Source organism: Prevotella sp. FD3004 (genome assembly GCF_000746155.1).
In the GTDB taxonomy this organism is placed as follows: Bacteria; Bacteroidota; Bacteroidia; order Bacteroidales; family Bacteroidaceae; genus Prevotella.
Genome location: NZ_JQKR01000014.1, coordinates 57,573 through 71,359, shown reverse-complemented (window position 1 = coordinate 71,359; position 13,787 = coordinate 57,573). Strand labels below are relative to the sequence as shown.

Sequence of the window (13,787 nt, the reverse complement as noted above, 5' to 3'; positions counted from 1 at the left end):
GCTTCCAAAAACTGGAAGCCTTTCTTTATGCCTTTTTCTTTCCGAACTCTGGGTCTATCTTCAGTAGCGATGACACGAGGTAGGTAATGAGGCAGGAGAGTATTACGATGAGGAAGAACCCCTGATAACCTACACTCTCCTGAAGGGCTCCCGCAAAGAGCCCGGGTATCATCATCGACAGGGCCATGAAGGCGGTGCAGATAGCGTAATGGGCAGTCTTGTGCTCACCCTGACTATAATAGATAAGGTAGAGCATATAGGCTGAGAAGCCAAAGCCATAACCAAATTGCTCTAAGAAAATGCAGATGTTGATGACGATGAGATCAGTGGGCAGGGCACAGGAGAGGTAGACGTATACGATATCGGGTATCGTGATAGCCATCACCATAGGCCATAACCAGCGCTTCAGTCCGTCGCGGCTGGCGCAGATGCCGCCAAGAATGCCACCAAGTGTGAGACCAATGACGCCAACAGTGCCCTGAACAAGGCCGAACTCGCCGTCTGAGAGCCCTAAGCCGCCGTTTTTGGTGCTGTCAACCAGAAAAAGCGCACTCACTTTAGATAGCAGTCCTTCTGGCATGCGGTAGAACAGCATGAAGCAGATGCCTACCCACATTTGGGGCTTATGGAAGAAAGTGACCAGCGTGAGCCAGAACTCGCGTATGATGTCGCGGGCTGTCTTCTGTGTCTTCTCACCATCTTCGGCAGGGCGTGGTAGAGCCCAGTTGTGGTAAAGCCACAGGGCGATGAAGAGGCCCGCTACCAGGTAGAATACAAGGCTCCACGAGTACTGGATACTGCGTGTGAGCACCTGAAGGGCGCCAGCCAAACCAACCAGCAAACCAGATGAGAAGATGGTGGCTATGCGATAGAATGTGGAACGTATGCCTACGAAATAGGCCTGCTGGTGCTGGTTGAGCCCCAGCATATAAAAACCGTCGGCTGCAATGTCGTGGGTGGCGCTCGAGAAGGCCATCAGCCAGAAGAAAGCCAGTGACCCCTGCAACCAGAAAGGACCAGGAATAGTGAATGCGATGCCTGCCAGGGCGGCGGCAATCAGTATCTGCATGGTGATAATCCACCAGCGCTTGGTGCGCAACATGTCAACAAAAGGGCTCCACAGAGGTTTGATGACCCAAGGCAGATAGAGCCATGAAGTGTAGAGCGTGATGTCGGTGTTAGACAAGCCGAGGCGCTTGTAGATGATGACCGAGATGGTCATAACGGCCACGTAAGGCACGCCTTCGGCAAAATAAAGGGTGGGCACCCAAGCCCAGGGGGATTTTTGTTTACTCATATAGACGTTCTATTTGTGCATTGCGATAATAGAAAAGAAGAATCTCGTCATAGCTCTTGCCCTGTTCGCCCATCACGGCGGCACCAATCTGGCAAAGACCCACACCGTGTCCCCAGCCCTTGCCGTGAAGGATGAAACGCCCGTTCTGCTTCTCCACCTCAAAGGCAGAGCTCATAAGGTGACTCTCGCTGAGTGCGCGACGTATCTCAAGTTCCTTACCGATGGTGAAGGTTTTCTTGGTGCCAACAATCTTGAGGCGCCAGATGCGGCCGCTCTTACCGCGATCGAGGGGGACAAGGTCCTCGATAAGTCCGAAATCGTCTTTCAGCTTACGGTTCACGAGTTCTGAAAGCTGCTCCTGCGTGTATTCCACCGTCCAACGATAGAAGTCGGGCGTCTCCTGGTCGAAATCGTTGAGAACCTGCGAAAGGATATGCTTGTCGCTGGTGTTGCAATAAGGGTCGCTGAAGCTCACAAGATAAGGTTTGGGCGTGTCTTCCCAACAATATTGGAACTCTTCTGTCTCGCCACCGCAGCATTTATGGAAACGGGCATCGCAGATTTCGCCGTCGTAGGCCAATACCTGACCTCGAGTTTCGCGAATGGCCTCCTCAACATGTTTATTGCTGGCCTTGGTGATACCCTGATAGCGCTGACAATGGTCGTCGGCACATACGTCGAAGATAGTATGATCTTCGCGGTCGTACCAGCGGATAAGCTCATCGTCTTTCTTGATAAACGAGAAGAAACTGTCAGTTCCTTCCTGATGCTTCTGGCGCTTCTCCATCTGAGCCAGTAGCCATGAACGTGATATGACGGCATGAGCCTTCAGAAACTCGAGTGATGATGTTGCCGACATCTCGCTGGAGATGACGCTGGTGAGATACTTTTCTGCTGGCAACTCGTTGATTGCCACTATCTTGTCAGCCTCTACGACAATGCGCAGGGTGCCTTCGAAGGTTTGTGTCTCCTTGCGCTCCCAATGGAAGTTGACACCGATGGTGACATCTTGCAGAGAGAACGATGCATTGCCTTCCTGTGGCCTGAAGGTAAGGTTACGATAGAGTGTGCCTCGCCACAGAATGCCGCCCTCGGAGAACTTAACGGTCTGCTCGCCAGTGATGACCTCGCCTTTGGCGATATAAGGGCTGTTGAGCGAGAACGATATTTTGTCGGCAGTGATGATGCCAACGCTGACGCTAGGTTCTTTCTGAATAGAGAGTTGGGCGTTGAGCATGGGGCGCTTCTCGGGCTCACTGCTCTTCAGGTTAGCGATGACCTGCTGCAACTCGTCATGTGTCAGCGATACCTCCTTTAGGATGTCGAGCACCATTTCCGGTGTGATGCGCTCGAAATCTTCCTGACGCGGAGTGATGATAAGTCCCGCCATGTCGAGTGCTCCTGGAGATATGATGAACTGAGCGTCGCCATCAGCATAATAGCAGTCTGGTCGATGCTTGCGACGTGGGAAAACCACCGAAAGATACTCGTCATCGTGGCGCCAGCTCACAATGTTCATCATAGGTTCTGTCTCGTCTTCACGCTGCGGCAGAGCTTCGTAGAGGCGTCGGAACAGTTGTTCGTCGCCATACTGTGAACGGCTGCGGATAAGCAAAGCAGGACAGAGATATTCGTCAATCAGCGATATGCCCTCATCCTCGTTAAGACTGATAATCGGCGTAAGGTTGTGACTCAGTCGCTTCCACGACATCTGCAATGGAAGAATGCCGCTGGTACCTGCTTGGAAATGAGCATGGTCGGGGGCTGAGGCTCCACATTTCGGACCGTTGTAGAACACCATGAGTTCTGGATACTCCCCAAGTATCTTGTGAATCTTGCCGTAAGCCTCGCGAATGAGCTGTGGCTCATGCTTCACGCTGGGAATGGTGAAGTGGATGGGCAGGATGGGGAAGGGATTGACCAGCAGATCATACTGACTGTCGATAGATTTCTTGAGCTGTTCCTTGGGACGGTTGCGCTCGCAGAGGAAACAAGGGCGCTCGGCAATGGCCTTCTTGTCGATGCTGGCTCCTGTTGACACCATGCGGGCAGGATTCCACTGTACATGGATGTTCGATGCCCCCATGACGAGTTCGCGGCTCTTGGCGTTGCGCAGATCATGATAGCGGTTCCGTGCATCGTCCCACTTCTCGAGCTGGCGGTTGAAAAAGCGCAGCAGTGGTGAGTCGTTCATCAGCTCCTGCTTGCCCTGCAACATCTGTTGGCGTGCCATAATCTCGAGTGTGCGCAAACGGTCTTTGTAGAGGTTGTTGGCGTTGACCTTATCGATACTCAAGGCAGCATCGCTGTTGCCTCCCCAGCGTCGACAGAGATAGAGCTCGCTGAAAATGCGGCCTATTCGGTAGTGGCGTGAGAAGATGAGCCCCAGGGCATAGTCCTCACCATACGATGTATTGGGAAATCGTACTTGGCGCAGCAAAGGGGTGAAGAAGGCACGCGGAGCGCCCAGTCCGTTGATGCGCAAAGCGTTGTTGGGCCCATTCTCGTCAGTCCACTCGTGGTGGTCTATCAAGCCTGGCGGTAGGGTGTTCAGCTCGAAGTCGCACATGCGATAAGAGCCAATCACCATGGCAGCGTTCTGCTTATAGAAGCAGTCTACTATCTGCTGCAGTGTCTTGGGCGAAGAATAGAGGTCGTCGGAATCCAATTGAACGGCAAAGCGTCCGCAGTGGTCGTCGTTGATGGCCTGGTTCCAACAGCCGCCAATGCCCAGATCCGTGCGCTCTGGAATGATATGCACCAGTCGCTCATCGTGGAAGGAACGCAGCAGCTCCGTGGTTTTGTCCGTAGAGTGATTGTCAACGACGATGACGTTGAACTTGAAGTTGGCTTTCTGCCCCAGAGCGCTGTTCACCGCGTCGCAGATAGTTTTCTCGCGGTTGTAAACGGGGATGATGACAGAGGCCTCGAACTCGAACTCCTGTTCGTTGAAGTCTGGGCGACGATAGAAAGAAGGGTCTATCTTAGCGCCTATTTCAGCCAGATGAGCTGTGGCCGCATGTTCCATTTCAACCTGCACGTCGCGGTTGGCAGGGTTCACGTAGTCGAATTGCTTCACGCCAGAGGCTCGGGTATCCGTCTCCTCTTCTGTGTAGAGTTTCTCATTGATGTGGAACAGCTGACCGTTGCGACTCAGAAAGAGGCGCAGGGCATAGAGCCCGGCGTGGCGATAATCGTGCTCACCAGCCTGCATGGCGAAGGTGTGGAGCAGAGACGTCTTGATCAGCCACAGCGAACCGAAATCGAAATCGTCGCGTATACTGCCCTTCTGATAGTCGATGACGGGGTGATCCTGTCGCTTGGCTTCGGTGATGTCGTAGTGGTCGGCATAGACCATGGCGGCATCAGAGTCAGAGGCAATGCGCAGCATGCGGTCGAGGGCTCCGTCGCCCATCTGCAGCTGGCGAGGCTTCGTCTGTAGCAGCACATAGTCGGCCTGTGCGTTTTCGGCAATGCTGGCAATGGTATTGCTGCTGCAGAGATTGTCGACGAGAATCTGTTTGCAGTCAGAGAGGGTTCTGGCGTCCTTGTCTGAAAGCGATTCTGTGACAAGCAGATAGATATGTTGAATAGTCTTGCTGCCTCTCAGTTGCGAAACAGTGTGCTGAGTGGCCTGAATGTCGTCGCAAGGCAAAAAACAATCAATTTTTTCTCTCATGGGGTGTATTTAGTCGTTTATTTAAGGTGCAAATTTCGCATAATTTTTCGAGAATACCAAATAAATGAATGGAAAATCCAAATAAATTTGGTATTTCACTTGGTAATTCGTACCTTTGCAGCAAATTTGAAATCAATGAACATCGAAAAGAAAGTTTTGCTTGGCATGTCGCTCGAAGAACTGAAGGCTGCTGTGAAAGAGCTGGGTATGCCCCAGTTTACGGCCGCCCAGATAGCGAAGTGGCTGTATCAGCAGCACGTGAGGAGTATCGATGATATGACCAATATCTCGAAAGCCAACCGCGAGCGGCTCTCTGAGCAGTATGCTGTCGGCGCGATGGACCCCATAGACTGTCAGCGCTCCAAAGACGGCACCATCAAGTATCTTTTCCCTGTAGGCGACGCTTCGAAATTCGTAGAGACGGTATACATTCCTGATGGCGACAGAGCCACGCTCTGCGTGTCGTGTCAGGTAGGTTGTAAAATGAACTGCCTGTTCTGTCAGACGGGTAAGCAAGGTTTCGAGGGAAGTCTGACGGCTGGTGACATCCTGAACCAGATTTATGCGCTGCCAGAGCGTGAGACGCTGACCAATATCGTGTTCATGGGACAAGGAGAGCCGATGGATAACCTCGACAACGTGTTGCGTGCCACAGAGGTGCTGACGCAGGATTGGGGCTATGCATGGAGCCCTCGCCGCATCACGGTGAGCAGCGTGGGCGTAAAGGGCAAACTGAAGCGTTTCCTTGATGAGAGCGAGTGCCATGTAGCCATTTCGATGCACTCGCCGCTGCCCGAGCAGCGCCAGCGGCTGATGCCTGCCGAGCGCCAGATGTCGATCACCGAGGTTGTCGACTTGCTGAAGCAATATGATTTCACCCACCAGCGCCGCTGTTCGTTTGAATACATCTGCTTTGCCGGACTCAACGACACCACCACTCACGCCCGTGAGATCGTGAAGCTGTTGCAGGGCTTGGAATGCAGGGTGAATCTAATCCGTTTCCACGAGATACCAGACGTAGACCTGCCCGGTGCCGACGAGAAACGTATGGAGGCGCTGCGGGATTATCTGACGAAGCACGGTGTCTTTACAACCATACGCGCCAGCCGTGGTCAAGACATCTTTGCCGCGTGTGGCTTGCTGTCGACGGCCGCCAAGGGAGGGCTGAAAGAGAAATGATAAAACGATAATTGACAAATATGGAAGATAGAAGAATTCGCGTGGCCATCACGCACGGAGATACCAACGGCATAGGCTATGAGGTGATATTCAAAACGTTTGAAGACCCCATGATGCTTGAGCTCTGTACACCTATTATATATGGCTCGCCCAAGGTGGCAGCCTATCATCGTAAGGCACTGAATCTGGATATTCCGTTCAATGCCATCAACAACGCCGAGGAGGCCCGCGAGGGGCGTCTGAACGTGTTGGCTGCTTTCGACGATGACGTGAAGGTGGAGTTCGGTCAGCCCACGGACGAGTCGGCAGAGGCAGCTCGTAAAGCTGTGCAGCGCGCCAAGGAAGATATGGTGAAGCGACTCTACGATGTGCTGGTGATGGCACCCGTGAAGCCGAACCCCAATCCTTCGAAAGACGACAAGGCACTGCTGCTGATGGTGTGCGATGCCGTACGTATCGGTTTGGTAACCAGTCGCTTGCCTATCAAGGATGTACCTCAGTCGATTACTGTGGAAAGGCTGGTCGATAAGGCCGTTATCTTCCATCAGAGTCTGAAGCGCGATTTCCGCATCTCCAACCCCCGTATCGCCGTGCTGGCGCTGAATCCTCAGGAGGGCGCTGAAGAGAATGAAATCATCCGTCCCGCCATCGAGGCGATGGAGAAAGAGCATGTTCAGGCCTTTGGCCCCTACATAGCCGACGACTTCTTCGGCAATAACCTGTATGAGCAGTTCGATGGTGTTCTGGCTATGTTCGACGATCAGGCTGTGGCGGCCTTCGACACCCTTGCTCAGGAGTATGGCGTTAAACTGAAGGCGGGCATCACCGCCATCTGTGCTACCCCCGACCACGGTCCTGCTTTCGATATTGCCGGACAGGGTGTCGCTAGCGAACACTCGCTGCGTCATGCCATCTATACGGCCATCGACATGTATCGCAACCGCATCAGCTATGATGCCCCCTTCGCCCATCCGCTGCCGAAACTCTATCATGAGAAGCGCGAAGACGGCGATAAGGCCCGTTTTGCCATGCCCAAGGCCAAGGACCTGTTCAAGAAACCCCAGCCAGGAGCGCAGCCTGCTGCTCCTGCTGAAACGAAGGAATGAAGAAGAAATACCAGAACGGCTTTTTCATCTTCGGTCTGATAGTGCTGATCGTGATGGTGACACAGCTCGACTTCCACGAAGTATGGGCTGGCGTCAGGCATGCCGGCTACTGGTTTCTCGCCGTGATAGCCCTCTGGGGCGTGCTCTACATGCTCAACACCGCCTCGTGGTATATCATTATCAACAGCATCGGCAACGAGCATGGTGTGTGCCGTAAGTGCAAGGTGGGCTTCTGGTGGCTCTATAAAATCACCGTCTCGGCCTTTGCGCTCAACTATGCTACGCCAGGCGGACTGATGGGTGGCGAACCCTATCGCATCATGTCGCTCTCGCCGAAGATCGGCGGTCAGAAAGCTTCGTCGTCGGTCATCCTTTTCGTGATGACCCACATCTACAGCCATTTCTGGTTCTGGCTGCTCTCGGTGCCTCTCTATCTGTTCACACAGAAGATGACCCCCATCACCTATATTCTGCTGCCCATCATCGCAGCCGTGGCTTTGTTGGCCATCTGGTTCTTCCAGCGGGGCTATCGTAAAGGTATTGCCGTGACGGGTATGAAGCTGTTGAGCCACTTCCCGATGGTGAAGAAGTGGGCTCAGCCTTATGTGGAGCGCAACAAGGATAAGCTGGCCGAGGTCGATGCTCAGATAGCGGCGCTTCACAATCAGAATCCCCGCACGTTTGTCGCTGCCGTGCTGCTCGAACTCGGCTGCCGTCTGTTCTCCACGCTCGAGATATACTTCATCCTGCTGGTCATCATGCCTGAGGTGACGATACCTCAATGCGTGCTCATCTACGCCTTCACCACGCTTTTCGCCAACATGCTCTTTTTCATGCCTCTGCAACTGGGTGGCCGCGAGGGCGGTTTCCTCATGTCTACCGAGGGACTCAGCCTGTCGGCTCAGGCGGGCATCTTCGTGGCGCTGCTGGTGCGTGTGCGCGAACTCATCTGGACGGCCGTCGGCTTGGCGCTGATCAAGTTCGACAAGCGCGAAAAATGATATTTGTGTTAAAATTCTGCCAAAATTGCAGATAATTCAGAAATAATATGTAATTTTGTCAGCTCAATGAAGACTTCTGAACTTCAGACAATCAAACAGCGGTACAACATCGTAGGCAACTGCGAAGCGTTGAACCATGCGCTCGACGTCGCTCTGCAAGTGGCGCCGACCGACCTTAGTGTGCTCATCGTCGGCGAGAGCGGAGTGGGTAAGGAGATTATCCCCCGTGTGATACACGACAATTCTCCCCGCCGCCGCGAGAAGTATTTCGCCATCAACTGCGGTTCCATCCCCGAGGGTACCATCGACTCCGAGCTGTTCGGCCACGTTAAGGGCTCGTTTACGGGCGCTATCAACGATTCGCCAGGCTACTTCGGTGTGGCCAACAAGGGTACGCTGTTCCTCGACGAGGTGGGCGAACTGCCGCTGGCCACTCAGGCCCGCCTGCTGCGAGTGCTCGAGACGGGCGAGTATATACCCGTAGGAGCCACCGAGGTGCGCAAGACCGATGTGCGCATCGTGGCAGCCACCAATGTGAATATCCGTCAGGCCATCAGCGAGGGCCGCTTCCGCGAGGACCTCTACTATCGCCTGAACTCGATACCCATCCAGATACCGCCTCTGCGCGACCGTGGCGAGGACATCGTATTGCTGTTCCGCCTGTTTGCTATGCAGATGGCCGAGAAGTACAAGATGGACCGCGTGGTGCTCGACGAGGGCGCCAAGCAGCTGCTGATGAAGTATAAGTGGCCCGGCAACGTGCGTCAGCTGAAGAACATCACCGAGCAGATCAGCATCCTCTCGCCCGAACGCAACATCACGGCAGCCATGCTGAGCCAGTTTATTCCGCAGGACCAGGAGACCACCCAGCTGGCCACCATCCATCGCGAGGGCGACCACTCGTTTGAGAACGAACGCGAGATACTCTACAAGATACTCTTCGAACTGCGCGGAAACGTGAACGACATGCGTCGCGAGATGGGGCTGCTGAAAAAGCAGCTCGACGACGTGCAGGGCACAAGAGCAGCAGGCGCAGGCACGCAGATATCAGGAGGCAGCCAGTTGGCGCCGATACAGCCCATCAGCCATATGCAGCCCATGCAGCCGATGGCCGAGGACGCCTTTGCCGAGGAGTATGTAGAACCCGAACGGGAGCCCGAGAACCTGAACCTGAACGACGTGAGCAAGCAGATGCTCGAGAAAGCCCTGGAGCGCAACCACGGCAACCGCCGTAAAGCCGCGCAGGAGCTGGGCATCAGCGATCGCACGCTCTACCGCAGACTGAAGCAGTATGGACTCGACAGCTGAGCGGGTGGGGTGGAAAGTAAGAAGAAAAAGTAAAAAGATGAAAGATAAGATTTTCTCAATGATAAGGCAATCCGGTGTTGGCAGAAAACTGTGCCAGGTTCTACCCCTTTACCTTGTTGCCCTTTTACTTTTATCCTGCTCCGTGAGCTATAAGTTCAACGGCGCCAGCATCGATTATAACAAGACTAAAACCATCCAGATCGCCGACTTTCCCGTGCGCTCCAGCTATGTGTGGGCACCTATGGGGTCGATGTTCAACAACCGTCTGAAAGACGAGTACGCCAGCCATACCAAGCTGGAACAGGTGAAGCGCAATGGCGACCTGAAGATAGAGGGCGAAATCATCCGCTACGAGCAGCGCAACAAGGCCGTCAGCGCCGAGGGCTACTCAGCCTCTACCGAGCTCTCGATCACCGTCAACGTGAGGTTTACCAACAATACAAACCACGCTGAGGACTTCGAACAGCAGTTCACGGCTCAGGAGAGCTACGACTCAACCCTCTCGCTCAACTCCGTACAGGAGGAACTCGTAGGCAAGATGTTCGATGCCATCATCGACCAGATATTCAACGCAACCGTAGCCAACTGGTAAGAAAGAATGGAGAGAATAACCGAGCTCATCAAGCACCCCGAACGCTTAGACCGCGACACGCTCTACGAGTTGCGCTCTACGCTGGCACTCTATCCCTACTACCAGACGGCGCGCCTGCTGCTGCTACAGAATCTCTTCCTGCTCCACGACCCCACGTTCGACGAGGAACTGCGCCGTGCAGCCATCTACATCACCGACCGCCGCGTGCTGTTCGACATGATTGAAGGCCGACACTACCAGCTGCGTCCAGCCCAGAAGCCCGCCAGCGCTCCCGCCGCCGAGCCCCAGGGCACCAGCCGCACAATCTCGCTGATTGACAACTTCCTCGGCTCCATACCCAAAGACGACGAAGAGCCCAAGAAAGCCAAACGCAAGCCCACACCAGCCGATGCCGCCATCGACTATGTTGCCTATCTGATGGAGAGCGAACCCGAGGGCGAACCGATGCCTGGCGAGCTGCCTCAGATGCCTGGACAAGACCTGATAGACTCGTTCATAAATTCTGACAAGGGGCGCATCATACTCAACGAAGGTCCGCTGCTGACGCCTCAGACCGAAACAGAGCCCGATACACCCGAAGAAGAGGTTGGAGAAGAGTACTTTACCGAAACTTTGGCCCGAATTTATGTTAAACAAGGCAGATATTCGAAAGCCCTTGAAATAATTCAGCGATTAAGTTTGCAATTTCCGAAAAAAAATGCTTACTTTGCAGACCAAATACGCTTTTTAGAGAAGCTGATAATAAATAATAATAAAAAAATAAAGTAAAAAAGATGTACACATTATTTGTAATTTTCATCGTGATTGCAGCCCTGCTCATGATTGGCATCGTGCTCATTCAGGAATCAAAGGGAGGCGGACTTGCTTCTCAGTTCTCTGGTTACAACCAGATCGGCGGTGTCCGCAAGACCACCGACTTCATCGAGAAGGCCACATGGGGCCTTGCTGCCTTCATGGTAGTGATCAGCGTAGCTTGTGCTTACGTAGCTCCTCAGGCCAGCGGTAGCGGCTCTGTAATGGAGAACTACCAGGCTCCTGCCACCAATCCAAACAACCTTCCCGGTTTCGGTGCAAGCCAGCAGCCCGCTAATGCCGCCCAGCCCGCAGCTCCCGCTGCCGAGGCTCCCGCAGCTGAGGCTCCCGCAGCTGAGGCTCCCGCCCAGCCTGCAAAGTAAAATCCTGCAGTTCCTGAAATCACTGTAAGAGGTTAACAAAAAGTCCCCGGACGTTCATCGTCCGAGGACTTTTTTCTTTTCTCACCCTACACACTCATGCAGCTCGTTGTGCCGAGGGCGGTCGATACGGCAGTTGCAATGGTGGCAATCAGAAGGAATGCCCCTGTCGGCCGTTGAGGTCGGTGCAGGTGCTTTTCTTCGAATCACGGGGAGCATTGACATTGGTGGAAAAGGGAAAAAACAACTTTCACTGAAAAAAATCGGCGAAAAGTTTGGCAGTCTCGAAAAATCTGACTACCTTTGCACCCGCAAAACCAGCAAGCGTGGTTTTTCACACTGCGTAAATGGTGCCCGTAGTTCAGTTGGTTAGAGCGTCAGATTGTGGTTCTGAATGTCGTGGGTTCGAGTCCCACCGGGCACCCTCGAAAAGAGACATCGCCGAAAGGCAATGTCTTTTTTTGTGAGCAGTGCCAATCAGAAATAAAAGAAGACATCGTCGAAAGGCAATGTCTTTTTTGTTTCATCTTTCTGTGTTAAAATTCCAGAATCCCGTGCCTGTCTGTTAATGAGAAACTCATGGAAACTGTTCCATTCTCGTTCCCTAGTTCCTCAAATCCAATACGTTTATAATACCCGTACGCTACTGGCATCACAGCAGGCTTGGTCGTGAGCCTTACTTCCTGAAAGCCAAGGTTTCTTGCCCGATCCAGGGCGGCATCTACAAGAAGTCGTGAATAGCCTCTTCCACGATAATCGGGCTTTACGTATAGTCTCTTTAACTCACAGGTATTGTCATCTATCTTTCTGATAGCAAGTGTAGCAACAGGAAAATCATCCTCATAACCTATCATAAAAGCGCCACCATAATAATAGGTATCCAAATCTGCCAATTCTTTGTCGAGGGATACGAAGCATTGCTCTGCACCTTTAATCGTCGAGTACTCTCGAATCAGGCTTTTGGCAATTTCATTATCATTTTTATCACGGATTTCAAAAACAAGTCCCATACTATAAAACCAACATTTGTTAAATACGGATGCAAAGATAGCGAAATTTCCCAAATAACACGTACCTTTGCCAATGAAATTTGCATGATATACTAATAAGCAACAGAATTCCATCGAGCATATTTATAGAATATTATTATAGGAGAATTGACTATGCAAGAGATTAATTGTAAGGATTTGAAGTTTAATCCGTTCAACCTCATTGGTGGTGAATGGATGCTGATAACTGCTGGCGACGAGCACAGTTGTAACACGATGACAGCCTCTTGGGGGCATCTGGGATGCCTCTGGGGAAACAACGATCCTTCGGCTGTTGTTTACATCCGCAAGTCGCGTTACACTAAGGAGTTTGTGGACGAAGAGCCGTATTTCACGCTCTGTGTCATGGACAAGTCGTTCAAGAAGCAGATGGCCTATCTGGGCAGCACGTCAGGACGTGACGAGGATAAGATAGCCAAGGCCGGACTCACGCCCGTCTATGCCGATAACACCGTCTATTTCGAGGAGGCCAAGCTGGTGTTCATCTGCAAGAAGGTTTACGCTGCCGAAATCCAGCAGGATGGCATCATCTATCAGAAAACCATCGACCAGAGCTATCCGCAGGGCGACTACCACACCATGTACGTCGGCAAGATCGAGAAGGTGCTGGTAAGGGATGATGAATATCTGAAATCCGACAAGTAACAACTGAAGATTTAAGATGAATACGAAACTGAAATCATTGCTGCAGCAGCTACTGCAAAGCCCACGGCGCTTTCCTGTTGAGTTTGCCTTGGGAGTAGTATTCTTTATCATAGCCGTTTGGGACTCGGAAACATCAGCCTGGAATGAGGCGGCAGCACGGATGGAGGGTGCTACGATTTCCAGTTGTTCAAGAAGCAGACGATTACCGCACCATGGCATTATGTCTGTTGTGAAAAAAAGGCCCCCGAAATTAATCGGGAACCTTGAATGATAGAGAATAGGTTTTACCTGACGGTTATCCAAACAGCTTCGCCTTTGGCTTTGGCTTCGACGATTCTGTCTTTCAGGCGCTTGAGCCAGATGTTTGAGTTGAGCACCATGCCCTTCTTCAGGTTCTGGCCTACGAGGATACAGCCTTCGGTATCGGCAGCGGTGTTGCCGGCATGGATGCGGATGCCGCTGAACATTGGGACACCGAGGAGGATGGGAAGCCAGACCTTCATTTTCGGGCTCCATGAGATGACTACGGCGTAGCGTCCTTCGGGGATGGCCGAACAGCCTTTTATTTTGCGGCCTCCGTGGGCGTAGTCGCGCCAGGTGGGCTCGAGGGTGTCGCAGAAGTAAGTTTGCTTTTCTCCTGCCAGATACTCATCATCTACTTTCTCTACGATGTAGAGTTTGCCTATCGTATAGGTCTTGCGTTTTGCTATGCGTGTTAATACTAATTCCATAATTGTTGTAAGTTCAAGGGCGAATGCC

Annotated in this window: 13 protein-coding genes and 1 tRNA gene; 9 read left to right on the top strand and 5 right to left on the bottom strand. The window is 52.6% G+C overall.

Annotation, left to right across the window (positions count from 1 at the left end; translation table 11 throughout):
• Positions 1-25: 25 nt before the first annotated feature.
• Both T325_RS05905 and T325_RS12570 read right to left on the bottom strand, forming a co-directional pair.
• Positions 26-1,297, bottom strand: coding sequence for an MFS transporter (locus tag T325_RS05905; protein WP_036911352.1), 1,272 nt, complete (start codon positions 1,295-1,297; stop codon positions 26-28).
• Entirely contained in the window at positions 1,290-4,976 is a 3,687-nt protein-coding gene (locus T325_RS12570; protein WP_081911071.1) for a DUF4922 domain-containing protein, read from the bottom strand. The genes T325_RS05905 and T325_RS12570 overlap by 8 nt, the downstream gene beginning before the upstream one ends.
• Before the next feature lie 135 nt (positions 4,977-5,111).
• Between T325_RS12570 and rlmN the strand changes: the two genes are divergently transcribed.
• The 7 genes from rlmN (at position 5,112) to secG (ending at position 11,337) form a co-directional block, all read left to right on the top strand.
• On the top strand, positions 5,112-6,155 hold the full coding sequence (gene rlmN, locus T325_RS05895; RefSeq protein WP_036911350.1) for a dual-specificity RNA methyltransferase RlmN: 1,044 nt from the start codon (positions 5,112-5,114) through the stop codon (positions 6,153-6,155).
• Between the two features lie 20 nt (positions 6,156-6,175).
• Positions 6,176-7,261 (top strand): PdxA family dehydrogenase, encoded by a 1,086-nt coding sequence (locus T325_RS05890; RefSeq protein WP_036911348.1) that lies wholly within the window; start codon positions 6,176-6,178, stop codon positions 7,259-7,261.
• The gene (locus T325_RS05885; protein ID WP_036911346.1) at positions 7,258-8,262 is read left to right on the top strand and encodes a lysylphosphatidylglycerol synthase transmembrane domain-containing protein; all 1,005 of its coding nucleotides are present in this window, start codon (positions 7,258-7,260) and stop codon (positions 8,260-8,262) included. Before T325_RS05890 ends, T325_RS05885 begins: the two co-directional genes overlap by 4 nt.
• Positions 8,263-8,328: 66 nt before the next feature.
• Positions 8,329-9,570, top strand: a complete 1,242-nt coding sequence (locus T325_RS05880) for a sigma-54 interaction domain-containing protein (protein ID WP_036911344.1) — start codon at positions 8,329-8,331, stop codon at positions 9,568-9,570.
• Positions 9,571-9,628: 58 nt separating this feature from the next.
• A complete protein-coding gene (locus T325_RS05875) occupies positions 9,629-10,162 on the top strand; it encodes an LptE family protein (protein ID WP_051949752.1) in 534 nt (177 codons plus the stop codon).
• A gap of 6 nt (positions 10,163-10,168) precedes the next feature.
• Complete coding sequence (locus tag T325_RS05870; protein WP_036911342.1) at positions 10,169-10,930, top strand: hypothetical protein; 762 nt, start codon at positions 10,169-10,171, stop codon at positions 10,928-10,930.
• Positions 10,931-10,935: 5 nt separating this feature from the next.
• Positions 10,936-11,337, top strand: coding sequence for a preprotein translocase subunit SecG (gene secG, locus T325_RS05865; protein ID WP_036911340.1), 402 nt, complete (start codon positions 10,936-10,938; stop codon positions 11,335-11,337).
• Positions 11,338-11,423: 86 nt separating this feature from the next.
• Here secG and T325_RS13010 read toward each other — a convergent pair whose 3' ends face one another.
• On the bottom strand, positions 11,424-11,486 hold the full coding sequence (locus tag T325_RS13010) for a DUF6486 family protein (RefSeq protein WP_369794038.1): 63 nt from the start codon (positions 11,484-11,486) through the stop codon (positions 11,424-11,426).
• Positions 11,487-11,684: 198 nt separating this feature from the next.
• Between T325_RS13010 and T325_RS05860 the strand changes: the two genes are divergently transcribed.
• Positions 11,685-11,758, top strand: a tRNA-His gene (locus T325_RS05860).
• Between the two features lie 112 nt (positions 11,759-11,870).
• On the opposite strand, the gene T325_RS05855 is transcribed toward T325_RS05860, so the two are convergent.
• Positions 11,871-12,344 carry a GNAT family N-acetyltransferase gene (locus tag T325_RS05855; RefSeq protein WP_051949738.1) on the bottom strand — a complete coding sequence of 158 codons (474 nt, stop codon included), beginning with the start codon at positions 12,342-12,344 and terminating at the stop codon, positions 11,871-11,873.
• Between the two features lie 153 nt (positions 12,345-12,497).
• Here T325_RS05855 and T325_RS05850 point away from each other — a divergent pair, with 153 nt between their 5' ends.
• The gene (locus T325_RS05850; RefSeq protein ID WP_036911338.1) at positions 12,498-13,028 is read left to right on the top strand and encodes a flavin reductase family protein; all 531 of its coding nucleotides are present in this window, start codon (positions 12,498-12,500) and stop codon (positions 13,026-13,028) included.
• A 284-nt stretch (positions 13,029-13,312) separates the two neighbouring features.
• On the opposite strand, the gene T325_RS05845 is transcribed toward T325_RS05850, so the two are convergent.
• Positions 13,313-13,759: a DUF5675 family protein gene (locus T325_RS05845; protein WP_036911336.1), complete on the bottom strand. Its 447-nt coding sequence runs from the start codon at positions 13,757-13,759 to the stop codon at positions 13,313-13,315.
• Positions 13,760-13,787 lie beyond the last annotated feature (28 nt).